Below are 22,707 nucleotides of genomic sequence, written 5' to 3' on the forward strand. Positions count from 1 at the left end.
CAGCGGTACCCCGGCCCGCGCCCTGCGGCCCGGCGCCCGGCGGGAAGCCGCCCCGGCCGGGACCGCCTTCCGCCCCGGCGAAGCGCGGGCCCATGCCGCCGCCCGGCCCCCGGCCGCCCGCGACCGCGGGACCGGCCGTGACGATCGAGCCCGTGTGCGCCGTGGCCACCGTGTCCACGGTGTAGGCCAGGGGCCCGGCCAGTACGGCGGCGACGCCCACCCCGGCCGCGATCAGCACGGCCCGGCGGCCGAGCCGGGCACCCACCAGCAGCGCCGCGGCCGCGAGGAGCCCGGCCACCAGCACCGTCCAGCGCAGCCAGGGCAGATAGCCCTCGGCCCGGCCGAGCAGGACGTAGGACCACACCGCGGTCAGGGCGAGGACGCCGGAGAGGGTGATGCCGGCGGCCCGGCCGCCCCGCTCCTCCCACAGCACGGCCACGCCCATGCCGGTCAGCGCGGCCACGTACGGCGCCAGCGCCACGGTGTAGTACTCGTGGAAGATGCCCTGCATGTAGCTGAAGACGAGCGCGGTGATCAGCAGGGAGCCGCCCCAGGCCAGGAAGGCCGCCCGGGCCATCCCCTCCAGGGAGTCGGTGGTCCGCCGGGCGCGCCAGGTGATCACCAGTCCGGCGACGAGCAGCACCAGGGCCGCGGGCAGCAGCCAGGAGATCTGGCCGCCGATGTTGGCCGAGAAGAGCCGATCGATGCCGGTCTCGCCCCAGCCACCGCCCCCGCCGCCGCCCGGGCCGCCACCGGCCCGCGCGCCGCCACCGACGCTGCCGGTCTCGTCGCCGTTGATCCGGCCGAGTCCGTTGTAGCCGAGGGTGAGTTCCAGGAAGGAGTTGTTCTGCGAACCGCCGATGTACGGGCGCGAGGACGCCGGCCACAGCTCGACGACGGCCACCCACCAGCCTCCGGCGACCACCATGGCGAGCGCGGCGAGGCCGAGTTGGCCGAGTCGGCGGCGCAGCCGGGTGGGCGCGCAGACGGCGTAGAGCAGGGCGAGCGGCGGCAGGACCACGAACGCCTGGAGGGTCTTGGTGAGGAAGGCGAAGCCGACCGCGACACCGGCCCAGACCAGCCACCTGGTGTGGGCGCCGTCCAGGGCGCGCAGGACGCAGTAGACGGTGACGGTCATCAGCAGGGCCAGCAGCGCGTCCGGGTTGTTGAAGCGGAACATCAGCGCGGCCACCGGGGTGAGCGCGAAGACCGAGCCGCTCAGCAGCCCGGCCACCGGGCCGAACTGGCGGCGTACGGCGGAGTAGAGGACGGCGGTGGTGCCGACTCCCATGAGGGCCTGCGGGACCAGGATCTGCCAGCTGCCGAGGCCGAAGAGCCGGACGGACAGGGCCATCGGCCACAGGGCCGCCGGGGGCTTGTCGACAGTGATGGAGTTCCCCGCGTCGGAGGAACCGAAGAAGAAGGCCTTCCAGCTCTCGCTGCCCGCCTGGACGGCGGCGGAGTAGAAGGAGTTGGCGTAGCCGGAGGCGCCCAGGTCCCACAGCATGAGGACGGCGGTGACGAGCAGGAGCGCGAGGAAGGCGGGGCGCTCCCAGCGGGGCCGCAACGGGATCGCGGCCGCCGCGGGGCGTTCGGGGAAGGGTGAGTCCAGCAGGGGCACGGCCGCGGTCATCGGAGGTCGTCCTTGGTCATCGGAGGGTGTCCTTCACAGGGGCGGAGCGGTCCGGGAAGACCCAGGCGCGCAGGAGCAGGAAGCGCAGTACGGTCGCGGCGAGGTTGGCGGTCACCAGGACGGCCAGCTCGGTGCCGTGCGCGGGAGTCGTGGTGGCCGCGCCGAGGGCGGCCAGGGAGCCGCTGGTCAGGGCCAGCCCGATGGCGAAGACCACCAGGCCCTGGGCCTGGTGGCGCACGGCCCGGTCCCGGCCGCGGACGCCGAAGGTCAGTCGGCGGTTCGCGGCGGTGTTGGCGACGGCGGAGAGCAGCAGGGCCGCGCCGTTGGCGAGCTGGGGTCCGACGCCCGTGCGGAAGGCGGAGTAGAGCGCCAGGTAGAGCAGAGTGCTCAGGAGGCCGACCGCGCAGAAGCCCATGAGCTGGCGGGCCAGGCCCCGGGGGACGCCGCCGATCGCGCGGTCGCGCGGGTCGTCGCCGAAGGGGCGGGCGATCCGGTCGAGGGGGAGGGCGCCGACCGCGAGGGCCCGGCCCACCCGCCAGACCCCTTTGAGGTCCTCGGTGGCGGTGCGGACGATGTGGACCGTGGAGTCCGGGTCGTCCACCCAGTCGACCGGCACCTCGTGGATGCGCAGCCCGGCGCGTTCGGCGAGGACGAGCAGTTCGGTGTCGAAGAACCAGCCGGAGTCCTCCACCAGGGGCAGCAGTCGCTCGGCGACGTCGCGCCGGATCGCCTTGAAACCGCACTGGGCGTCGCTGAAGCGGGCGGAGAGCGAGGAGCGCAGGATCAGGTTGTAGGCGCGGGAGACGAACTCGCGCTTGGCGCCGCGCACCACCCGCGAGGAGCGGGCGAGCCGGGTCCCGATCGCGAGGTCGGAGTGCCCGGAGATCAGCGGGGCGACCAGCGGGAGCAGCGCGTTGAGGTCGGTGGAGAGGTCCACGTCCATGTAGGCGAGGACCGGGGCGTCGGAGGCGGACCAGACCGTGCGCAGGGCCCTGCCGCGGCCCTTCTCCTCCAGCCGGGTGCTGCGGACCCCGGCGACGGCCCGGGCCAGGGCGTCCGCGACCTCGGGGGTGCCGTCGGTGCTGGCGTTGTCGGCGATGGTGATGCGGAAGGCGTAGGGGAAGGTGCGCGTCAGGTGCTCGTGGAGCCAGCGCACGCAGGGGCCGAGGTCCTTCTCCTCGTTGAAGACCGGGATGACCACGTCGAGTACGGGCGCGCCGGGCACGGGGGCGAGCGGCGCCCGGGCGGGCAGGGTCCCCGTCCCGGGGAAGAGGTCGGTTGGCATGCACCGACTCTCGCGGGGCGGGCTGTCACGGCTGTGTGGTGAGCCTGTGGCCCGTCTGTGAGTGGCCGTCGTGCGGGTGACCCGCCTCCGTGTGGCCGGCCTCCGCTCCCGTGGCCGCCGGTCGTCCGGGCTCGGTGTGCAGGGGGAGGCGGACCTCGAAGCGGGTCCGTCCGGGCGCGCTGTGGACGCCGACCGTCCCGCCGTGGGCCGAGACGACGGCCTGCACGATGGCGAGCCCGAGCCCGGTGGAGCCCGCGTGGCGGGAGCGGGAGGCGTCGCCGCGCGCGAAGCGCTCGAAGACGTGGGGGAGCAGTTCGCTCGGGATGCCGGGGCCGTTGTCCTCGATCTCGACGCGGACGGAGGTTGTTTCACGTGAAACACGGGCGGTGACGGTGGTGCCGGGCGGGGTGTGGGTGCGGGCATTGGCCAGCAGGTTCACCAGGACCTGCTGGATCCGGGCCGGATCGGCGGCCACCGGGGCCGCCTCCGCCGGCAGCTCCAGTCTCCAGTGGTGTGCGGGTCCGGCCGCGCGGGCGTCGCTGACGGCGTCCACGACCAGGGGTGCCAGGTCGGTGGCGGCGTAGGACAAGGGGCGGCCCGCGTCCAGCCGGGCCAGCAGCAGCAGGTCCTCGACCAGCCCGGTCATCCGGGTCGCCTCGGACTCGATCCGGCCCAGGGCGTGCCGGGTGTCGGGTCCCGGTTCCTCGCGGCCCCGGCGGGTGAGTTCGGCGTACCCGCGGATGGAGGCCAGCGGTGTGCGCAGTTCATGGCTCGCGTCGGCGACGAACTGCCGGACGCGGGTCTCGCTCTGTTGGCGGGCGGTGAGGGCGGCGGAGACGTGGCCGAGCATCCGGTTGAGGGCGGCGCCGACCTGGCCGACCTCGGTCCGGGGGTCCGCCTCCGCGTCCGGGACCCGCTCGTCGAGGGCGGGCTCACCGCTGTGCAGGCGCAGTTCGGAGACCCGGGTCGCGGTGGCGGCCACCCGGCGCAACGGCCGCAGGGCCACGGCGACCAACGCCTGCCCGGCGAGAGAGGCGGCGATCAGACCGGCGAGGGTGACGCAGACCTCCACGCCGATCAGGGTGTTCACGGTGGAATCGACGCCGTCGAGCGGGAAGCCCAGCACGAGACCGCCGTCGGCGGCGGTGAGCACGCGGTAGTTGCCCAGGCCGTGCAGGCGTACGTCGACGGGCCGTTCCTCGCCCGCACGGGCCTTCCCCGCGGCGGCCAGCAGGGCCTTGATCTGGGGATCGGTGAGCACCTGGCGGTGGTCGGGGGCGGGCCCGTCGGCGGGCACGCTGCGGGCCGCCGCGATGACCTTGCCGTCCGAGTCGAGGCGCACTCCGGCCGCCCCGAAGGGGCTGCCGGGTCCCAGGACGAAGGCGAGGGTGTCCCGGGTCGACTTCTCGGCTCCGGGTCCCCGGGAGGCCATGTTCACGGAGGTGGTGAGCTGACGGTCGAGCTGACCCACGAGGTAGGAGCGCAGGACCAGGATGGTGACGGTACCGATGGCCGCGCCCACCACCGCGATGAGCAGCACGGCCGAGACGACGAGCCGGGTCCGCAGGGACCAGGGCCGCCGACCGGGGATCCGGAACGCCACTACTCGCTCGGCTTGATCAGGTATCCGGCGCCGCGCCGGGTGTGGATCAGCGGGGGGAGGCCGGGGCCGCTCTCCAGCTTGCGCCGCAGGTAGGAGATGTACAGCTCGACCACGTTGGCCTGGCCGCCGAAGTCGTAGGACCACACGCGGTCCAGGATCTGCGCCTTGCTGAGCACCCGGCGCGGGTTGCGCATGAGGTAGCGCAGCAGCTCGAACTCGGTGGCGGTCAGGTGGATCTCCCGACCGCCCCGGCTCACCTCGTGGCTGTCCTCGTCGAGCCGCAGGTCGCCCACGGCCAGGACGGACTCGCCGCGCGCGGCCTGGGCCGCGCCGGAGCGGCGGACCAGACCGCGCAGCCGGGCCACCACCTCTTCCAGGCTGAACGGCTTGGTGACGTAGTCGTCGCCGCCCGCCGTCAGACCGGCGATGCGGTCCTCGACCGAGTCCTTCGCGGTGAGGAAGAGCACCGGGACCTGCGGGAGCCGGCGGCGCAGCTGGCCGAGGACGGCCAGCCCGTCCATGTCCGGGAGCATGATGTCGAGGACGACCACGTCGGGATGGAACTCCGCCGCGGTCCGCACCGCGCCCGCGCCGTCACCCGCGCTGCGGACCTCGCACCCCTCGTAGCGCAGGGCCATGGACAGCAGCTCGGACAGCGATGCCTCGTCGTCCACGACGAGGACCCGGCACGGGCCGCCATCGGGCCGGACGAGGGCCATGGGGTTGCTGGTGGACGTGGACGCGTGGGAAGTGGTCGTCGCAGTCATGGCGCCCACGCTCGCCTGCGCCGGTGAAAGCCCCCTTGGCCCTTTCTGTGATTCTCCTGAGAATCCCCGGCGCGGTCGCGGCGCCCTACGGCAGGTCGAAGAGCCGGGCGGCGTTGTCGTGGCAGACGGCGCGCAGCCAGTCGTCCCCGAGGCCGAGCCCTTCGAGGGCGGCCAGCTGGTGTTCGTAGGGGTAGGGGATGTTCGGGAAGTCGGTGCCGAGCAGGATCCGGTCGCCGAGCGCCGCGAGCCGCCCGAGTTCCCGGTCCGGGAAGGGGCTCATCCGCTCGGAGAAGTCGGTGAAGGCCATGGTGGTGTCGAAGCGGACCTCGGGGTGGCGGTCGGCGAGGTCGAGGAACTCGGTGTACTCCGGCATCCCCATGTGCGCGATGACCAGGGGCAGCCGGGGGTGCCGGGCGAGCAGCCGGGCCATCGGCTCGGGCCCGGTGAACTTGGCCGGGGTGGGCATGGACCCGCAGTGGATCACCGTGGGGACACCGGCTTCGGCGAGCAGTCCCCAGACGGGGTCGAGCAGCTCGTCGTTCGGGTCGTACGCGCCGACCTGGAGGTGTGCCTTGAAGACGCGGGCGCCGCCCTCCACCGCCCGGCGCACGTATCCCCCGGCCCCCGCCTCGGGGAAGAAGGTCGCGGTGTGCAGGCAGTCGGGGGTGCGGGCCGCGAACTCCGCGGACCAGGAGTTGAGCCAGGCGGCCATGGCGGGCTTGTGCGGGTACAGCATCGCCGTGAAGGCCCGGACGCCGAACTCCCGCAGCAGGGCCACCCGGTGCTGCTCCTCGTGCCGGTAGGTGATGGGCCACCGCGTGCCGGTCAGCGGGCCGACGGCGTCGAAGTAGTCCCACACCTTGGCCAGCACGCGTTCGGGCATGAAGTGCGTGTGGACGTCGATCAGCCCGGGGAGCCCGAGCCGCTCCCGGAAGGCACGGACCGCGCCGGTCGTACCGGGCGCGGCCGCCGCGCCGCTCAACTGGTTGCTCATGGCACCCACCTTCGGCGGCGACCCCCTCGCGTGTCCATGCCGGGGGTCAGAAGAGCCCGTCCTGCTCGGCGGCGGGCGGGGGCGCCAGGTCCGTCCACGGCGCGGGCACGGGCGGGTGCGGCCCCTCCGGGGCGGCGAGCGCCCAGCCGGCCAGCAGCCGGGTGTCGACCACGAGCCCGTCCGCGAAGTGCAGGTCCGGCCCGGCCGCGCCCACCAGCAGTCCTTCGACGGATCCGCCGGGGATCATCCCGGTGATCACCCGCGCGGGCACCGGCAGGGCGTCCAGCCGGAACAGCCCGGCGTGGTCGGCGACCTCGCACCGCGTGCGCTCCAGCGATTCGGGCCAGTCGGCGAGCGCGCCGGCCCGCGCGTGCAGGTCGGCCACCTCCCGGGCCCGCTCCTCGGCGGGCGGCAGCTGCGCCCGTACGGCGCGCTTGCGGGCGTAGGCGATCCGGTCGGGCACCCCGAGGGCGGCCCGCAGCAGCTCCTCGGTGCGCCGGGCCGCCATCAACGGTCCGCGCCCGAGCCAGCTCCAGGTCACCGCGCCCTGCTCGCGCAACCGGTCCGGACCGCGCTCCTCGGCGGTGATGCCGACCTTGACCAGGCCGGGCCCGAACCAGGCGAGGTAGACGCGGTAGGTGCGCGGATCCGCGACGTTGGTGTCGGCGGCCACCGAGAAGGACCGGTCCAGCCTGGCGCACTCGGGGCACTGGGCGTTGCCCGCGCGCTCGGAGACGGTGGCGGCGGTGGGACAGGGCGTCCGCTTCCCCGCCCGGCGCACGCCCAGGCAGCGCCGCTCGCCCCGGGCGACAAAGGACAGGCGCTGCCCGTAGGCGAGCACGCTCCTGCGCCCATCGGCCCCGGGCCCCGGGCCGCGGCCCTCGGCGTACCAGCCGATCGAGGGCTGCCCGCCGCTCCACCCCATGCCGGTGCACCGCCAGGTCACAGCGGGAGCGGCCGCTCGAAGAAGGTCTCCAGGACCACGGTCGCCTGGGTGCCGCTGACGCCCTCGATGGCGTAGAGCCTGCGCAGGACGTCCTGGAGCCGCTCGGTCGTGGCCGTGCGGACCTTGACCAGGACCGAGGCGGTGCCCGCGATGATGTGGGCCTCCTGGATCTCCGGGATCGCCGCGAAGGCGGCCGCGGACTCCCCCATCCAGGCGGTGGAGTCGACGTGGACGTAGGCGAGGACCCCGCTGCCGACGGCCGCGGGGTCCACGTCGATGGTGGTCCGCCGGATGACCCCGCGCTCGCGCAGCTTGCGCACCCGTTCGTGGGTGGCCCCGGCGGAGAGCCCGACGGCCGCGCCGAGGGCGGCGTAGGACTGTCCGGCGTCCTCCTGCAGTCGCAAGATCAACGCCCGGTCGATGTCGTCCACGTGTGCCTACCGCCCCGCCGGTGTCCCGCGGGTCCCGGCGACTCCGGCGACCCTCACCGAGACGGTACCCCATCCTGCAATACCAGCATCGGGCCAAATTTCATTCGGCCCGCCCCCGCTAGCGAGCGACGAACTGCGTCAGGATCGCCTGGACCTCATAGATGTCGACACCCTTGGTGAAGGTCTTCTGGAGCGGCGCCGCGGTGCCCGAGATCCAGATCTTCAGCTCGGCGTCCAGATCGAAGTGCCCGGCCGTCTCCACGGAGAAGTGCGTGATGCTGCGGTAGGGCACCGAGTGGTACTCCACCTTCTTGCCCGTGATCCCCTGCTTGTCGACCAGCACGAGCCGCCGGTCGGTGAAGAGGATCGTGTCGCGTATCAACAAGTACGCGGCGTGCACCTGCTCCCCGTGCCCCAGCAGCCGCGCGTAGTCCCGCTGCGCCGACACGGGGTCGACCGTGTGCGCGTTCCCGAACAGACCCATGAGGGCCCCCCTCACTTCCGTTGACAGGCTCACCAACATGTTCAACGCAAGAGGCCCCCTGGATTTCTCCAGGGGGCCTCTTGGGCTGTGCACTCGGCAGGATTCGAACCTGCAACCTTCTGATCCGTAGTCAGATGCTCTATCCGTTAAGCTACGAGTGCTTGTGCTTCCCGGGGTTTTGCGCCCCGTTGGCCTTGCGAGAACAACAATACATGGACCTCGGCGGGACGCGAAATCCATTAGCCACATGGCCTCTGACCTGCGGAAACGCCCTGGAACGGGTGATTCCTCGACGGGTGTGGGCCGGTGTCCCCCGGGCTTCCGCGCCCGGACCCCGAGGGTCTGCGCCGCCTTCCGCGCCCGGAACGCACCGAAGCCCCGGTCCAAGAGGACCGGGGCTTCGGTGAGGTGCGGAGGCGGAGGGATTTGAACCCTCGATGGGGGGTAAGCCCCAAACCGCATTAGCAGTGCGGCGCCATAGACCGGACTAGGCGACGCCTCCAGCACACCCCCGCGTACGAAGGTGCGTGCAGATGATGACACAGGCGCAGGGCCGCTCACCAATCCGCTCTTACGGTACTAGGCGGGAAGCCCCCAGGGCAAAGCCTTAAGAGCACGCATTGACCACGGAACATCGGGGCGGGCGCGTCGTTGGGCAGGCGTACGACGTACGGACGACCTGGAGTGCCCCATGCTGCGTCTCGCCGCCTTCGCCGTCACCACCTCCGCCCTGGCCGCCGCGGCCGCCGGGCCGCTGCCGCCGCTGCCCCTGGGCCTGCTCGCGCCACCCGACCGGCTCACCGTCAGCGTGTCCTCCACCGGCAATCCGCGCGCCGACGGGGAGTACCTACTGGAGTGCGAACCGCCGAGCGGTACGCACCCGCAGGCGGCCAAGGCGTGCGAGCGGCTCGCCGAACTCGCCAAGGAACGCAAAGACCCCTTCGCACCGGTCTCCAAGCGGCAGATCTGCACCTTCCAGGACGGTGGTCCGGCGACCGCCAAGGTCACCGGAACCTGGCACGGACGCGAGGTGGACGCCCGGTTCGACCGCAGCAACGGGTGCGAGATCAGCCGGTGGAACGACTTGGAACCTCTGCTTCCGAGTGCGCGTTCTTGACCAGGGAAGATGCGGTCGGGATGCGGGATATGCCCGACTCGGGCACCGCATCCGCCGCCCCGCCGGGGGGAGGTGCCCTTAGACTCCTCCCGTGACATGCCGGTAGTCGTGGTCAGGGAGGAAGCTCGTCGTGAGCAGCAGGCCATCCCGAGGCGCTGCTCGCCTCGCAGCAATACTCGACGCTCTTCCTGACGCACTGTTGCTCGTGAACGCCAACGGCACAGTCGTCAACGCCAATTCGATCGCGCTCGAGATGCTGGAGAGTCCCGGAACGGGACTCGTGGGGCGCGGAGTGCTCGACCTCCTGCCCGGATTCGACTCGAAGCTGATCCCGGGCTCCATGCGCCGTCCCGACGAGGACAAGGAACAGCGCGCCACGCCGACGCGCATGGTCGCGCGCCGCACCGACGGCAGCGAGTTCCCGGTCGAGGTCACCAGCGCCAATCTCGACGGCCGCGACGCCTACCGCGATCCGAGCCCCGGTTACACGGGCGACGAACTGCTGATGCTCGTCGTGCGCGACCTCACCGGGACCCTCGACACCGAGAACGAGCTGGCCCGCTCGCAGCGCCAGACCGAGATGATCCTGCGCGCCGCCGCCGAGGGCGTCGTCGGCACGGACACCGACGGACGCGTGGTGCTGGTCAATCCGGCCGCCGCGCAGATCCTCGGATACCGCGCGACCGACCTGGGCAACCGCGAACTGCACGGCCTGATCCAGCACTCGCGCGCCGACGGTTCCCCGTTCCCCTTCGACGAGTCCCCGCTCGCCGACACCCTGCGCAGCGGACGCAAGCACCGGGTGCGCGGGCAGGTGCTGTGGAACAAGAGCGGCAAGCCCGTCGCCGTCGACCTGACGACCTCACCGGTGCGCGACGGAGAGCTTCTGGTGGGGGCCGTGATGACCTTCACCGACCGGCGCCCCTACGACGCCCTGGCGGCGCGCCACGCGCAGCTGCTGGCGGTCCTCGGTGACTCCCTGCGGGGTCCGCTGGAGGAGCTGCGGGGCGAACTGGCCACCCTGGCCGCGGACGACGCCGGGCAGTTGTGGCCCGAGGCGAACCAGCTGCTGCACCACCTGTCGGCGGGCTACGCCCGGATGACCACGCTGGTCGACAACGTGCTGGGCTTCCAGCGGCTGGACGCGGGCACCGAGAAGCTCGCGAAGAAGAAGGTGCTGATCGACGGGGTCGTCACGGCCGGCGTCGACGGCGCGGTCGAACTGATCGGGCCGGGGCGGGTGCAGTTCGCCGTCCACGCCCCGACCATCGAGGCCGAGGTGGACGCGGACCGCATCTCCACGGCGCTGGCCCACCTGATCGCGGACGTCGCCGGGGTGGACGCCACCGGCAAGACCCCGCAGGGCAGTGGCTACACGGACTCCACGATCGTGGTCGCCGCCGCACAGCGCGGCGAGGTCGTACGGATCGAGGTGCGCGGCCCGTACAGCGGGGGCAACGCGGTGCACGAGCCGATCGTGCGGGGCATCGTGGCCGCGCACGGCGGAGTCCTCCAGACCGTGAAGGTGCCCGGCGCGCCCGGCGGCGCCTTCGTCCTGGAACTTCCCCTGGGCGCGGGTGCGGGCACGGTGACCCTGCCGGACCCGCCGCCCGAGCCCGTGGCGGTCGGCCGGGGCAAGGACGACGCGGGCAAGGACGGCGCGGGCGAGGTCAAGGACGGTCCCGGTGGCCGTCGGGCCCGGCGCGGCGTGGACGCCTTCCTCGACGACGAGGTCCGTTCCGGTCAGCCCGCCGCGGGAGGGGCCGGTCCCGGCGGCGCGCTCGCGCTGCCGTCCGGGCGGCGCCGCGCGGGCGATGCCGCGGAGGCCGCCGACGCCCCCGCGGGCGGCGGTCTGGCCCAGTCCCCGGTGAACCCGGCCGGTCTCGGTACGGGTCGCAGGCGCGGCCGTGCCGGTGACGGCGACAGCGGTGACCAGGAGGGCGCCACCGGCGGCAACGCCCCCGAGGCCGGCGCCGACGGCCCGGCCCGGCGCCCGGTGCCCCCGCAGGGCATGCCCGCCCTCCCGCCCGCTCCCGTACAGGGACCCCCCGGCGAGGCCCCCGCGGGCCGCCGCCGCGCGCTGGGCCCCGCGCAGGGCGGCGACGGAGCGGACCGCCCCCAACAGCCCGTGCCCGCCACGGGCCTGGCGCCCGCGGCTCCCGCGCCCGGCACCGGGACCAGCAACGCCGGTGTCCGGCGGGCGCTCGGCAGCCCGCAGCCCCTCGCACCGCAGGCCCCCGCACCGCAGGCATCCGCACCGCAGGCACCCCTCGCGCCCCCGGCACCGGCCAAGGCCGCGCCGGTGGCCAAGGCGGAGCCCGACGCTTCCCCCGAGTCGCCCACCGGGCGGCGCCGGGCCCTGCCCGCCACCCCCGCCTGGCCGGTCCCGGCCGCGCGGACCGCTCCCGAGGACGAGGAATCGGCCGCCGCGGTGGCGCTGCCCGGTGCCCGGCAGTCCGCGGACACCGCGGCCCAGGCTCCGGCCGGCCAGCCGATCAGCGTGCGTCCCCTGGGCAGCACCCTGGGCCAGGGCATCGCCGTGGACTCCGGCTCCGGCCGCAGGCGACGGCTGTCCGAACCCGCGCCCGAGGGCCGGGCCTTCGCCATAGGAGCACCGGAAGCCGGTGCGGCCGAGGGCCCCGAGCCGCTCGACGGGCCCGGTGGCGCCGTCGAGGTGGTCAACCGGCCCGCACCGCGCCCGATGGACGACGAGCTGCCGCCCGAGCCGCTGGACAACCCGCGGCGACTGCTGGTCTGGCCCGCCCCGGACGTACAGACCGAGCAGGCGTTGAGCGAGCGCGGCTACCGTCCGGTGATCGTGCACTCGCGCGAGGAAGTGGACGCGCAGATCGCCGCGTTCCCCGCCGCGCTGTTCGTGGACCCGCTGACCGGACCCATCACCCGGACGGCCCTCCAGTCGCTGCGCCAGGCCGCCGTGGCCGCCGAGGTGCCCGTCCTGGTGACGGCCGGGCTGGGGCACGCGACGCGCGAAGCGGCGTACGGCGCGGATCCCGCCGTGCTCCTCAAGGCGCTCGCTCCGCGCGACAGCGAGCAGCACCCCTCCCGCGTGCTGCTGATCGAGCAGCACGACGAGATCGCCACCGCGCTCACCGCCGCCCTGGAGCGGCGCGGGATGCAGGTGGCGCGGGCGGGCGCCGACACCGACGCGGTGGACCTGGCCAGCCGGATGCGGCCGAACCTCGTGGTCATGGACCTGATGCAGGTCCGTCGACGGCGGGCCGGGATCGTGGACTGGCTGCGCGCCAACGGGCAGCTGAACCGGACCCCGCTCGTCGTCTACACGACCGCCGGGATCGACCCGTCCGAGCTGCCGCGGCTGGGCTCGGGCGAGAGCGTGCTGTTCCTCGCCGAACGGTCCACCACGGCGGAGGTGCAGGGCCGCATCGTGGACCTGCTCGCCAAGATCGGGACCAATTAGCCACCCTGGTCCGATGGCCATCATCGACACGACCGAGCACACCGTCCCCGCAGACAACGGGGAGGTGAGCCTCCTCATCGCCCGGCAGGTGGAGCCGGGCCACGAGGAGGCCTTCGAGGTCTGGGCGCGCGGGATCCTGGAGACCGCGGCGACCTTCCCGGACCACCTCGGGTACGGCTTGTTCCGCCCGGCGACCGAGGGCGGGCCGTGGTTCCTCGTCCACCGCTTCCGCCATCAGGCGGCCTTCCAGCGGTGGCAGGACTCCGCCGAGCGCGCCGAGTGGTTCGCCAACTGCCACGGCCATCAGCACACCGAGATAGCCCGGCGCGAACTGCACGGCATGGAGACGTGGTTCGCCAAGCCCGGTACGACCCGGCCAGCGCCGCCGCGCTGGAAGATGGCGGTCAGCTCCGGCCTGGCCATCTTCCCGATCTCGCTGCTCGGCAACGCGCTGCTCGGGCCCTACCTCGTGAACGTGCACTTCGTGCTGCGGACGGCCGCCTTCGCCGTCGTCTTCAGCACCCTGATGACCTACGTCGCCATGCCCGCCGTCAGCAAGCTGCTGCGGCCGTGGCTCACCCGCGGCTGACCCGGCGGGCCCGGCACCTTCCGGGCCCCCCGTCGCCTGCCGCGGGGCGGGCTAGTCGAGCGTGGTGACGTCCAGGGCGCCTTCCGCGTACTGCTTGCGGATCACCTTCTTGTCGAACTTGCCGACGCTCGTCTTCGGTACGGACTCGATGATCGACCAGCGCTCCGGGAGCTGCCACTTGGCGATGGACTGGGCGAGGAAGGCCCGCAGTCCGGCGTAGTCCACCGTCGCGCCCTCCTTGAGGACCACCGTGGCCAGCGGACGCTCGCCCCACTTCTGGTCCGGGACGGCCACCACGGCCGCCTCGGCGACCTCGGGGTGGGCCATGAGGGCGTTCTCCAATTCGACGCTGGAGATCCACTCCCCGCCGGACTTGATGACGTCCTTGGCCCGGTCCGTCAGCGTCAGGAAGCCATCGGGGCTGATCACACCGACGTCACCCGTCTTGAGCCAGCCGTCGGCGCTGAACTTGTCCTCGGGACGCAGCGGTTCACCCGTCGCACCACCGAAGTAGGCGCCCGCGATCCAGTTGCCGCGCACCTCCAGCTCGCCCGCGGACTCGCCGTCCCAGGGGAGCACGTCGCCGCCCGGGCCGACCAGCCGCGGTTCCACGCCCGCCGGGAAACGGCCCTGGGTGAGGCGGTAGGGCCACTCCTCCTCGGCGCTCAGACCGGCCGGGGGGTGGGCCATGGTGCCCAGCGGGGAGGTCTCGGTCATGCCCCAGGCGTGGCAGACGCGGACGCCGAGCTTGTCGTAGGCCTCCATCAGGGAGGGCGGGCAGGCCGAGCCGCCGATGGTCACGTGCTTCATGGAGGTCAGGTCGCGCGGAGTCGCGGTGACCTCGGCGAGCAGCCCCTGCCAGATGGTGGGGACGGCCGCCGCGTGCGTGGGGCGCTCGTGCTCGATCATCTCGGCGAGCGGAGCGGCCTGCAGGAAGCGGTCCGGCATCAGCATGTTGATGCCGGTCATGAAGGTGGCGTGCGGCAGGCCCCAGGCGTTGACGTGGAACTGCGGGACCACGATGAGGCTGGTGTCGCGGTCGGTCAGCCCCATCGACTCGGTCATGTTGACCTGCATGGAGTGCAGGTAGATCGAGCGGTGGGAGTAGATGACGCCCTTGGGGTCCCCGGTGGTGCCGGAGGTGTAACACATGGCGGCGGCGTGGCGTTCGTCCAGCTCCGGCCAGTCGTAGGTGTCCGGGCGGCCGGCCAGCAGCTCCTCGTACTCGTGCACCTGGACGTCCAGGCCGTCGAGCAGCGAGCGGTCACCGATGCCCGACACCACGACGTGGTCGATGGTGGGCAGGTGCGGCAGCAGCGGAGCCAGCAGCGGCAGCAGGGTGCCGTTGACGAGCACGACCCGGTCGACGGCGTGGTTCACGATGAAGACCAGCTGCTCGGGGGGCAGCCGCAGGTTCAGCGTGTGCAGGATCGCCCCCATGGAGGGGATCGCGAAGTACGCCTCCACGTGCTCGGCGTTGTTCCACATGAGCGTGGCCACGCGGTCGTCCTGCTGGACACCCAGCTCGTCCCGCAGGGCGTTGGCCAGGCGGGTGGCGCGGACACCGATCTCCGCGAAGCTGCGCCGGTGCGGCTCGGCCTCCCCGGTCCAGGTCGTGACCTGGGACTTTCCGTGGATCGTCATGCCGTGTCGAAGTATGCGGCTGACGAGCAGTGGTACGTCCTGCATGGTGCTCAGCAAAGCGTCCTCCCGGTGGGCGCTGCAGCGCTGCGGCGGCTACGGATGCTGCCGATTCTGCTCACGTACCGCTCGGCATGTCACTACCCGGAGAGGGAGAGTCGCTGTTTCACGTGAAACATCAGCGGACCGGGGTCAGCTCCGGATCCTCGCGCAGCTTGACCAGGGCCCGGGAGACGGCGCTCTTGACCGTGCCGACCGAGACCCCGAGCAGCTCGGCGGTCTGGGCCTCGCTCAGGTCCTCGTAGTAGCGCAGCACCACCATGGCCCGCTGCCGGTCGGGCAGCCGGGTCACCGCGCGCCACATCGCGTCGCGCAGTGCCTGCGCCTCGGCGGGATCGGCGGTCGGCGCCACGTCCGTCTCCGGCAGCTCGTCGCAGGAGAACTCGTCGACCTTGCGCTTGCGCCACTGGGAGGTGCGGGTGTTGACCAGGGTCCGGCGCACGTAGCCGTCGAGGGCCCGGTGGTCCTCGATCCGGTCCCAGGCGACGTAGGTCTTGGCGAGGGCCGTCTGCAGCAGGTCCTCGGCATCGCACGGGTTGGCGGTCAGCGAGCGCGCCGTACGCATCAGGGACGTCCCCCGGGTCCGTACGTACGACGAGAACGACGGGTACGACGGGTACGACGGGTACGACCGGTACGACGACGGGTGCGACGACTGGTTCGATGCGTACGTGCACACTGGCGTGGTCATACCCCCCACGCTAGGAGCGGCGGCAGCTCCGGGGATCGGCCGCAGGTGCCGAAACCGCGTCCCTCTCAGGTTGTAGGCCGGGGGTTTCCCCCACCTCCTGTAGGTGGAGGAGGTGGGGGACCGCGCGCCCGGGGCTCCGCGGCGCACCCGGCCCGGGCCGTGGAACCGAGCTAGGCGTCGACGCCCAGGACCAGGCCGGAGGTCGGCACCCCGGTTCCCGCCGTGACCAGGGCGTGGGCCGCGCCCGCGACCTGGTTGACCGAGCTGCCGCGCAGTTGGCGCACCGCCTCGGCGATGCCGTTCATGCCGTGCAGGTACGCCTCGCCGAGCTGGCCGCCGTGGGTGTTGAGGGGGAGCGCGTCGGCGGCGACGTAGTCGGCGGCCTCCCCCGGCTTGCAGAAGCCGAACTCCTCCAACTGCATCAGCACGAAGGGCGTGAAGTGGTCGTAGAGGATGGCGACGTCGATGTCGGAGGGGCGCAGCCCGCTGGTCCGCCACAGCTGCCGGGCCACCACGTCCATCTCCGGCAGACCGGCGAGGTCGTCCCGGTAGAAGCTCGTCATCGCCTCCTGGCGGCGGCCCGCGCCCTGCGCCGCCGCGGTGATGACGACGGGCGCCCGGCGCAGCTCGCGGGCCCGCTCCACGCTCGTGACCACGATCGCCTGACCGCCGTCCGTCTCCTGGCAGCAGTCCAGCAGCCGCAAGGGCTCGACGATCCAGCGCGAGGCGGCGTGATCGGCGAGGGTGATCGGCTTGCCGTGGAACCAGGCCGCCGGGTTGGTGGCGGCGTGCCGGCGACCGGTGACGGCCACGTGCCCGAAGGCCTCGGGGGTCAGCCCGTAGGCGTGCAGGTAGCGCTGCGCGGCCATCGCCACCCAGGAGGCCGGGGTGAGCAGGCCGAAGGGCAGGGACCAGCCGAGCGCCGCGCCCTCCGCGGACGGCTCGCGCTGCTGCACCCCGGACCCGAAGCGGCGGCCGCTGCGCTCGTTGAAGGCGCGGTAGCAGACGACGACCTCGGCGACTCCGGTCGCCACGGCCAGCGCGGCCTGTTGCACGGTGGCGCAGGCCGCCCCGCCGCCGTAGTGGATGCGGGAGAAGAAGGACAGTTCCCCGATCCCGGCGGCCTGGGCGACGGTGATCTCGGGACTGGTGTCCATCGTGAAGGTGACCATGCCGTCCACGTCGGCGGGGGTGAGCCCGGCGTCGTCGAGCGCGGCGTGCACGGCCTCGACGGCCAGACGCAGTTCGCTGCGTCCCGAGTCCTTGGAGAACTCGGTCGCGCCGATCCCGGCGATGGCGGCGCGGCCTCCGAGGGAGTCCCGGGCGTGGACGCTCATGCCGCGCCCTCCGCCAGGGTCGCGGTGACCGTGCCGGTGACGTGGTGGCCGATGCCGTTGACGCCGACCACCTTGATCTCGACGGTGCCCTCGGCGACGGCGGTGACCGTGCCGGTGAGGGTCATCGTGTCGCCCGGATAGTTCGGCGCGCCGAGGCGGATCGCCACCTTGCGCAGCACGGCGCCCGGCCCGAGGTGGTCGGTGACGTACCGGCCGACCAGGCCGTTGGTCGTCAGGATGTTCATGAAGATGTCCGGGGAGCCCTTCTCCCGCGCCAGCGCGGCGTCGTGGTGCACGTCCTGGTAGTCGCGGGAGGCGATCGCGCCCGCGACGATCAGCGTGCGCGTGACCGGTATCTCCAGCGGCGGCATGCTGTCGCCCACCCTCATCGCGTCGGCTCTCATCCCTCAGACCTCCCGCGCCAGTACGGCGCCCAGTTCCGCCAGTAGTTCGCTGCCACAGCCGAGGTACGCGTCCAGCTGACGCCCCCAGAGGAAGTGCCGGTGCACGGGGTGGTCCAGGTCGGCGCCCATCCCGCCGTGCAGGTGCTGGCCCGCGTGCACGACCCGCTTGCCCGCCTCCGAGGCCCACCAGGCGGCGGTCAGCGCGTGCTCGTGCGCGGGGAGCCCCTGGTCGATGCGCCACGCCGCCTCGTACGCCGTCACCCGGATGGCCTCGGTGTCCATGTACGCGTCCGCGGCGCGCAGCATGACCCCCTGGTTGGTGGAGAGCGGGCGGCCGAACTGCTCGCGTTCGCCGGTGTAGGCGACGGCCCGGGCCAGCGAGCCCGCGCAGACGCCCGCCTGGAGTCCGGCGAAGGCGGTGCGCGCGCTCGCGAGCACCGCCGCGTACGCGTCGCCGTGCCCGTCCGCGTCGCCGTCCCCGCCCGCGTCACCCGCACCGTCGTCGCCGAGTCGTTCGGCCTGCGCGCCGTCGAGGACCAGCCGACCGGCCGACCACGGGGCGGTGGTCTCCTGCGGGGCGATCTCGACGCCGGACGCGTCCGTCCGTACGAGCCACAGCTGCCGGTCGGCGCTCGGGACCAGTACGTGCGTGGCATCGCGCAGCCACGGCACGGCCTGGGCCGAACCGGTCAGGCGGCCGTGCGCGTTCGCGGTGAAGCGGCCGCGCTCCGGGAAGGCGCCGGTGGCCACCGCCTCGCCGGCGGCGAGCGCGGGCAGCAGCCGGGCGCGCTGCTCGGCGCTGCCGTGGCGGGCGACGGCGAGCAGCCCGTACGCGCAGGTGGCGGCGAAGGGGACCTGGGCGGTGGTGCGGCCCTGCTCCTCCAGCAGCAGCACCAGGCCGAGCAGTCCGACGTCCTCGACCGCCGCGATCAGCCCGGACCCCGCCAGGGCCTTCCACAGTTCGGCGTCGGTCCCGGTGCCCGCGGCCGCGAGGCGCTCGTGGGTCGCCAGGTCCCGGAAGATCTGCGCGGCGAGGCCGACGGCGGCGGCCTGTTCCTCGGTGGGCCGGAAGTCCATCAGCCCTCACTCCCCCGGAAGACGGGCAGTTCCAGTTCCTCGTCGACGCGCAGGAACTCCAGCTGGACGGGCATGCCGATGCGCACCTTGTCGTAGGGGACGCCGGTGATGTTGCTGACCATCCGGACGCCTTCGGCGAGTTCGACGACCGCCACCGCGTACGGGGGGTCGAAGGCGGGGAAGGGCGGGTGGTGCATGACGACGTAGCTGAAGACCGTCCCGGCGCCGGACGCCTCGACGGTGTCCCAGTCCAGACCGGCACAGTCGTTGCAGCCCGGGAGCCAGGGGAAGCGCAGGGCCGAGCAGGAAGCGCAGCGCTGTATGAGCAGCCGGTGTTCCTGGACCCCGTCCCAGAATCCCCGGTTGTCGCGGTTGACGACGGGGCGGGGGCGCAGGGCCTTGGCTTTGGCTTGGGCCTGGGCCTGCGCTTGGGCTTGGGCCTGCGCTTGGGCTTGTTCCGGGGCCGGGGCCGGGGCCGGGTCTTCGGGGCGGGGGGCGGGGGCGTACTTCAGGATGCGGAAGCGGTGGGTGCCGGCGGGTTCGCCGTCGGCGCGGACGTCCATCCGGGTCGTCACGAAGTGCCCGGTGCCCAGCTTGGTGGTCTTGCGGGGGGAGACGGATTCGATCACGGCGTCGAAGGTGACCGCGTCGCCGGGGCGCAGGGGCCGCAGGTACTCCTGCTCGCAGTCGGTGGCGACCACGGAGGTGTATCCGGCGCCGTCGAGGAGGACGAACAGCTCGTCGTAGGCGGAGGAACGGTCGGTGTGGCCGGAGAGCCCGCCCATGGTCCAGGCCTGGAGCATGGTGGGCGGGGCTATCGCGTCGGGACCGGTGTAGGCCGGGTTGGTGTCGCCCATCGCCTCGCACCAGTGCCGGATCATCGGCTCGTTGACCGCGTCCTTGCCCCGGCCCGAGGTGGCGGCGGCCCGCCCTTCGAAGGCCTTGAGCAGCGGGTACAGCGCGTCCGCCGGACCGCTTCCGCTCTCCGTCCGCTCCTGTCCTCTGCCCTGGCCGTGGTCCCGGTCCTCGCCCTGGCCCTGGTTCCGTGTGGTCGCGGTCACCGCTTCCTCCCCTTCATGCCGAGCCGCATCATGGCGACGATCTCGCGCTGGACCTCGCTGACCCCGCCGCCGAAGGTGTTGATCTGCGCGGCGCGGTTCATCCGCTCCAGCTCGCCGCCCGCGAAGGCCGCCGGACCGCGTACGAGGGCCTCCTCGCCCACCACTTCCTGGCACATCCGGTACACCTCGACGGTCGATTCGGTGCCCAGGAACTTCACTCCGCTCGCGTCACCGGGGGCCAGGCTGCCGGCGCCCACGTCCTGTACGAGGCGCCAGTTCAGCAGGCGTACGGCGGCCAGCCGCGCGTGCGCCTCCGCGAGCCGGGACTGCACCCAGGGCCGGTCGGCCGGGCGCTCGCCGGTCACGGGGTCCGCGGTACGGGCACGGGTCAGGGCGGCGTCGTAGAAGTCCTCGGCCTGCATCCCGATCGCGGCGAGGGCGACCCGCTCGTGGTTCAGCTGGTTGGTGATGAGGCCCCACCCCCCGTGCTCGGGGCCGACGAGGTTCCCGGCCGGCACGCGGATGCCGTCGTAGTAGGTCGAGGTGGTGGTCAGACCGCCGACGGTGTCGATGGGCGTCCACGAGAAGCCCGGGGCGTCCGTGGGCACGAGGATGATGGAGATGCCCTTGTGCTTGGGGGCCTCCGGGTCGGTGCGGCAGGCGAGCCAGATCCAGTCGGCGTTCTGGGCGTTCGAGGTGAAGATCTTCTGCCCGTCGATCACCCACTCGCCCCGCTCCGGCCCGGAGCCGTCCCGCACGGCCCGGGTGCGCAGGGAGGCGAGGTCGGTGCCGGCCTCCGGCTCGGAGTAGCCGATCGCGAAGACGATCTCCCCCTTGAGGATCCGGGGGAGGAAGAACTCCTTCTGCTCCTGGGTCCCGTACCGCATCAGCGTCGGGCCGACGGTGTTGAGCGTGACCATGGAGACGGGTGCTCCGGCCCGGTACGCCTCGTCGAAGAAGACGAACTGCTCGTCGGGTCCGCGCCCTTGACCGCCGTACTCGGGCGGCCAACCGAGGCCGAGCAGTCCGTCGGCGCCGATGCGCCGCAGCAGCGCGCGCTGCGCCGCGGGGTCCTGCGGCGCACCGTCCGGCATCAGGTTCTTGAAGTACTCGCGCAGTTCGGCACGCAGCCGCAACTGGTCTTCGGTCGGGGCGAGGTGCACGGCGCAGGCCTCCCGGCATCACACATCATCAAGTGAACCTGACTGTCCGTCAGATTCACCGTCGATGTCAAGGTCGGGAACGCGCGAGGGCGCCCGCGCCTACCGGACCCCAGCCGGTCCGGTCGCACGGGCGCCCTCAGCGCTCACGGGGCGGCTACCACCAGGGGTAGAAGTTCACCGCGACGTTGCTGTTCGACTGATGGATCGCGGTGAAGGCGGAGCCGTTGACCTGCGCGGAGTTGTTCTGGTTGGACGCGCCGGCGCCGGTGGCCACCTGCTGCGTGGTGGCGGAGTTGCCGTGGTTGTTCCCGCCCACGCCGCTGCCGATGATGCTGGCGACGCTCGCATTCGACCCGTCGTTCGCGAAGCCGCCGTTGTCGGCGTGCGCCACCCCGCCGAAGAGGGCGAGGGCGAAGGGGAGCGCAGCGACGGTGGCGATGACGCGGGCGGTACGGATGCTTGCCATGTCTTTATCCTCCGAAGAACCTGAAATGGGGGTGTTTTCAAGGCAGTTGGCCGACCGCCTCGAACGCTCTGTGGTGACGACGTCGCTGGACCAGAGTTGCCCACCGAATCCCCGGCGAACCACCCCGGAGCCCATGATTCCCCCGCAAGCATGAGCAACATCGGATAAACCCCATTCACGCCCCCAGCGGCCCTGATCAGCGCACGCGCGACGGGCGAAACCCCCGGCGCACAAGAGGCGAAGCGTTCCGTCAATCCCACTGACCCCAGGCATGCCAAAGAGGACCGCTCCGTCCGGGAACCCCACCGTCTCCCGGGTCTGCGGCCCTGCACACGCACTCGCGCGCCCCCTGCACGCCCCCGGCGCTCGCCGGGGTGGCCGAGCGGTACGCCCCCACGGGCGCTCTCGCCGACCTGATGTCCACCTGAAGTCACTGCCCGACCGTGCGCGAACGACCGGCGCACCACCTGATCGGGCTGGCTGTCCCACAAGCCCTGCGTACTGCCTACGACCTGCTATCCGCTACCTACTACCGGTCCGACCTGGCCCGGCCTGACGACCAAGCCCACTCCTGCACCACTGAACTGCCGTACCACTGAACTGCCGTACCACCGGACTGCCGCACTTCTCCGCTGCCGTACTTCTTCACTGCCACGTTCCGCACTGCTTCCGCACTGCTTCCGCACTGCTGTGAACCACTTCCGAGCTGCTTGCGAACCGCTCACGAACCGCTTCCGCACTACCGACCCGCGTCAGGCGACGAGTTCCAGCACGTCCCGGGACCGGTCCGACTGGGCGTGGGCGGCGGCGGTGGTGGAGCGGCTGCGTACGGAGGGAGTGGAACCGTGGGCTTCGGCGCGGATCCGCTGGGCGATGGTCGGCGGCAGCGATCCGCCGCGCATCATCGCCCTCCAGCTCCGCCGGGACGGCACCGCCGTCGTCCGCGCCACGGATCCGGCCGGGACGGCGGGAGCAGAGACGGAAGCCGCGACGGGAGCGGCGACGCTGCCACCGAGACCCAGGGCTGCGAAGAGCGCCACGAGTGCGGCGAGGACACTGGTCCAGATCGACTTGAAGGTGCTGCTGTTGGCCATGACGAACCCCTCATTCCAGGATGTTCCGACGGGCGGATCTGAATACATTCGTCATGATGTGACCGCAAGCGCAGCGAGTCCCACACCCGCGCCGATCTTCCGACAAACACCACTCGGTCGGCCCATCCCCACTTGCGAAGCCCCGCGGTGTCGCCTTTCGAGACGCTGCCCAGCACTCTGCCCCGCCGAGACGAAACTCGACGGGGCAGAGCAGCACCCCCATGGCCAACGGCGTCGGAACGTCCCTTCAGGGCCGCTCATCTGGGGTGCACGGGAAGGGGCTCACCGCCCGGCCGTCAGCTGGAGGTGGCGGCGGTGACGTCCTGGGTCCCGGTCGCACCACCGGGAATCTCGGCCCAGGCGCTCACGCTGTTGGTCGACAGCGTGAAGTCCTCCCCGTACACCCGGCCACCACCACCGACCGC

Annotated in this window: 20 protein-coding genes and 2 tRNA genes; 3 read left to right on the plus strand and 19 right to left on the minus strand. The window is 72.6% G+C overall.

Annotation, left to right across the window (positions count from 1 at the left end):
- The 10 genes from ACFWAR_RS06030 to ACFWAR_RS06075 all read right to left on the minus strand — a co-directional run.
- On the minus strand, positions 1–1,633 hold a 1,633-nt coding region (locus ACFWAR_RS06030), incomplete at its 3' end, for an ArnT family glycosyltransferase (RefSeq protein WP_385773558.1).
- A gap of 16 nt (positions 1,634–1,649) precedes the next feature.
- Entirely contained in the window at positions 1,650–2,918 is a 1,269-nt protein-coding gene (locus tag ACFWAR_RS06035; protein ID WP_385773560.1) for a glycosyltransferase, read from the minus strand.
- Between the two features lie 25 nt (positions 2,919–2,943).
- A complete protein-coding gene (locus ACFWAR_RS06040; protein WP_385773562.1) occupies positions 2,944–4,521 on the minus strand; it encodes a sensor histidine kinase in 1,578 nt (525 codons plus the stop codon).
- The gene (locus ACFWAR_RS06045) at positions 4,521–5,288 is read right to left on the minus strand and encodes a response regulator transcription factor (protein ID WP_354378951.1); all 768 of its coding nucleotides are present in this window, start codon (positions 5,286–5,288) and stop codon (positions 4,521–4,523) included. The genes ACFWAR_RS06040 and ACFWAR_RS06045 overlap by 1 nt, the downstream gene beginning before the upstream one ends.
- A gap of 85 nt (positions 5,289–5,373) precedes the next feature.
- Positions 5,374–6,282 carry an amidohydrolase family protein gene (locus ACFWAR_RS06050; protein WP_385773565.1) on the minus strand — a complete coding sequence of 303 codons (909 nt, stop codon included), beginning with the start codon at positions 6,280–6,282 and terminating at the stop codon, positions 5,374–5,376.
- Positions 6,283–6,328: 46 nt separating this feature from the next.
- A complete protein-coding gene (locus tag ACFWAR_RS06055) occupies positions 6,329–7,207 on the minus strand; it encodes a DUF2797 domain-containing protein (protein WP_385773567.1) in 879 nt (292 codons plus the stop codon).
- Positions 7,208–7,224: 17 nt separating this feature from the next.
- On the minus strand, positions 7,225–7,659 hold the full coding sequence (locus ACFWAR_RS06060; RefSeq protein WP_354378948.1) for an Lrp/AsnC family transcriptional regulator: 435 nt from the start codon (positions 7,657–7,659) through the stop codon (positions 7,225–7,227).
- Positions 7,660–7,777: 118 nt separating this feature from the next.
- Entirely contained in the window at positions 7,778–8,143 is a 366-nt protein-coding gene (locus ACFWAR_RS06065; RefSeq protein ID WP_330331580.1) for a PH domain-containing protein, read from the minus strand.
- A gap of 88 nt (positions 8,144–8,231) precedes the next feature.
- Positions 8,232–8,304 (minus strand) — tRNA-Arg (locus tag ACFWAR_RS06070).
- 250 nt (positions 8,305–8,554) lie between these two features.
- Positions 8,555–8,645: transfer RNA gene (locus ACFWAR_RS06075), tRNA-Ser, on the minus strand.
- A 189-nt stretch (positions 8,646–8,834) separates the two neighbouring features.
- Between ACFWAR_RS06075 and ACFWAR_RS06080 the strand changes: the two genes are divergently transcribed.
- The 3 genes from ACFWAR_RS06080 to ACFWAR_RS06090 all read left to right on the plus strand — a co-directional run bounded on the left by ACFWAR_RS06080 (position 8,835) and on the right by ACFWAR_RS06090 (position 13,288).
- Positions 8,835–9,260: an SSI family serine proteinase inhibitor gene (locus ACFWAR_RS06080; RefSeq protein ID WP_385773570.1), complete on the plus strand. Its 426-nt coding sequence runs from the start codon at positions 8,835–8,837 to the stop codon at positions 9,258–9,260.
- Positions 9,261–9,390: 130 nt separating this feature from the next.
- A complete protein-coding gene (locus ACFWAR_RS06085) occupies positions 9,391–12,699 on the plus strand; it encodes a PAS domain-containing protein (protein WP_385773572.1) in 3,309 nt (1,102 codons plus the stop codon).
- A 13-nt stretch (positions 12,700–12,712) separates the two neighbouring features.
- A complete protein-coding gene (locus ACFWAR_RS06090) occupies positions 12,713–13,288 on the plus strand; it encodes an antibiotic biosynthesis monooxygenase (protein ID WP_385773574.1) in 576 nt (191 codons plus the stop codon).
- Between the two features lie 51 nt (positions 13,289–13,339).
- On the opposite strand, the gene ACFWAR_RS06095 is transcribed toward ACFWAR_RS06090, so the two are convergent.
- The 9 genes from ACFWAR_RS06095 to ACFWAR_RS06135 all read right to left on the minus strand — a co-directional run bounded on the left by ACFWAR_RS06095 (position 13,340) and on the right by ACFWAR_RS06135 (position 22,282).
- The gene (locus ACFWAR_RS06095) at positions 13,340–14,989 is read right to left on the minus strand and encodes a long-chain fatty acid--CoA ligase (protein WP_385773576.1); all 1,650 of its coding nucleotides are present in this window, start codon (positions 14,987–14,989) and stop codon (positions 13,340–13,342) included.
- A 118-nt stretch (positions 14,990–15,107) separates the two neighbouring features.
- Positions 15,108–15,680 carry a SigE family RNA polymerase sigma factor gene (locus tag ACFWAR_RS06100; protein WP_385773578.1) on the minus strand — a complete coding sequence of 191 codons (573 nt, stop codon included), beginning with the start codon at positions 15,678–15,680 and terminating at the stop codon, positions 15,108–15,110.
- A gap of 170 nt (positions 15,681–15,850) precedes the next feature.
- The gene (locus tag ACFWAR_RS06105; protein ID WP_385773580.1) at positions 15,851–17,017 is read right to left on the minus strand and encodes a lipid-transfer protein; all 1,167 of its coding nucleotides are present in this window, start codon (positions 17,015–17,017) and stop codon (positions 15,851–15,853) included.
- Positions 17,014–17,406 carry a MaoC family dehydratase gene (locus ACFWAR_RS06110; RefSeq protein WP_385773834.1) on the minus strand — a complete coding sequence of 131 codons (393 nt, stop codon included), beginning with the start codon at positions 17,404–17,406 and terminating at the stop codon, positions 17,014–17,016. Before ACFWAR_RS06110 ends, ACFWAR_RS06105 begins: the two co-directional genes overlap by 4 nt.
- Positions 17,407–17,424: 18 nt before the next feature.
- Positions 17,425–18,498 (minus strand): acyl-CoA dehydrogenase family protein, encoded by a 1,074-nt coding sequence (locus ACFWAR_RS06115; protein WP_385773582.1) that lies wholly within the window; start codon positions 18,496–18,498, stop codon positions 17,425–17,427.
- The gene (locus tag ACFWAR_RS06120; RefSeq protein ID WP_385773836.1) at positions 18,498–19,457 is read right to left on the minus strand and encodes a bifunctional MaoC family dehydratase N-terminal/OB-fold nucleic acid binding domain-containing protein; all 960 of its coding nucleotides are present in this window, start codon (positions 19,455–19,457) and stop codon (positions 18,498–18,500) included. Before ACFWAR_RS06120 ends, ACFWAR_RS06115 begins: the two co-directional genes overlap by 1 nt.
- Before the next feature lie 98 nt (positions 19,458–19,555).
- Positions 19,556–20,722, minus strand: a complete 1,167-nt coding sequence (locus ACFWAR_RS06125; RefSeq protein WP_385773584.1) for an acyl-CoA dehydrogenase family protein — start codon at positions 20,720–20,722, stop codon at positions 19,556–19,558.
- Between the two features lie 154 nt (positions 20,723–20,876).
- On the minus strand, positions 20,877–21,188 hold the full coding sequence (locus tag ACFWAR_RS06130) for a hypothetical protein (RefSeq protein ID WP_385773586.1): 312 nt from the start codon (positions 21,186–21,188) through the stop codon (positions 20,877–20,879).
- Positions 21,189–21,940: 752 nt separating this feature from the next.
- Positions 21,941–22,282 (minus strand): DUF6344 domain-containing protein, encoded by a 342-nt coding sequence (locus ACFWAR_RS06135; protein ID WP_385773588.1) that lies wholly within the window; start codon positions 22,280–22,282, stop codon positions 21,941–21,943.
- Positions 22,283–22,707 lie beyond the last annotated feature (425 nt).

The sequence above is a fragment of the Streptomyces sp. NPDC059917 genome (genome assembly GCF_042730635.1).
In the GTDB taxonomy this organism is placed as follows: Bacteria; Actinomycetota; Actinomycetes; order Streptomycetales; family Streptomycetaceae; genus Streptomyces.

Excerpts from the sequence above, each read along its gene's own strand:
- ACFWAR_RS06135 (WP_385773588.1), bottom strand. The coding sequence starts at position 22,282 with ATGGCCAACAGCAGCACCTTCAAGTCGATCTGGACCAGTGTCCTCGCC.
- ACFWAR_RS06110 (WP_385773834.1), bottom strand. The coding sequence starts at position 17,406 with ATGAGGGTGGGCGACAGCATGCCGCCGCTGGAGATACCGGTCACGCGC.
- ACFWAR_RS06100 (WP_385773578.1), bottom strand. The coding sequence starts at position 15,680 with ATGACCACGCCAGTGTGCACGTACGCATCGAACCAGTCGTCGCACCCG.
- ACFWAR_RS06090 (WP_385773574.1), top strand. The coding sequence starts at position 12,713 with ATGGCCATCATCGACACGACCGAGCACACCGTCCCCGCAGACAACGGG.
- ACFWAR_RS06050 (WP_385773565.1), bottom strand. The coding sequence starts at position 6,282 with ATGAGCAACCAGTTGAGCGGCGCGGCGGCCGCGCCCGGTACGACCGGC.
- ACFWAR_RS06105 (WP_385773580.1), bottom strand. The coding sequence starts at position 17,017 with ATGAGCGTCCACGCCCGGGACTCCCTCGGAGGCCGCGCCGCCATCGCC.
- ACFWAR_RS06115 (WP_385773582.1), bottom strand. The coding sequence starts at position 18,498 with ATGGACTTCCGGCCCACCGAGGAACAGGCCGCCGCCGTCGGCCTCGCC.
- ACFWAR_RS06045 (WP_354378951.1), bottom strand. The coding sequence starts at position 5,288 with ATGACTGCGACGACCACTTCCCACGCGTCCACGTCCACCAGCAACCCC.
- ACFWAR_RS06080 (WP_385773570.1), top strand. The coding sequence starts at position 8,835 with ATGCTGCGTCTCGCCGCCTTCGCCGTCACCACCTCCGCCCTGGCCGCC.
- ACFWAR_RS06130 (WP_385773586.1), bottom strand. The coding sequence starts at position 21,188 with ATGGCAAGCATCCGTACCGCCCGCGTCATCGCCACCGTCGCTGCGCTC.
- ACFWAR_RS06055 (WP_385773567.1), bottom strand. The coding sequence starts at position 7,207 with ATGGGGTGGAGCGGCGGGCAGCCCTCGATCGGCTGGTACGCCGAGGGC.
- ACFWAR_RS06065 (WP_330331580.1), bottom strand. The coding sequence starts at position 8,143 with ATGGGTCTGTTCGGGAACGCGCACACGGTCGACCCCGTGTCGGCGCAG.
- ACFWAR_RS06035 (WP_385773560.1), bottom strand. The coding sequence starts at position 2,918 with ATGCCAACCGACCTCTTCCCCGGGACGGGGACCCTGCCCGCCCGGGCG.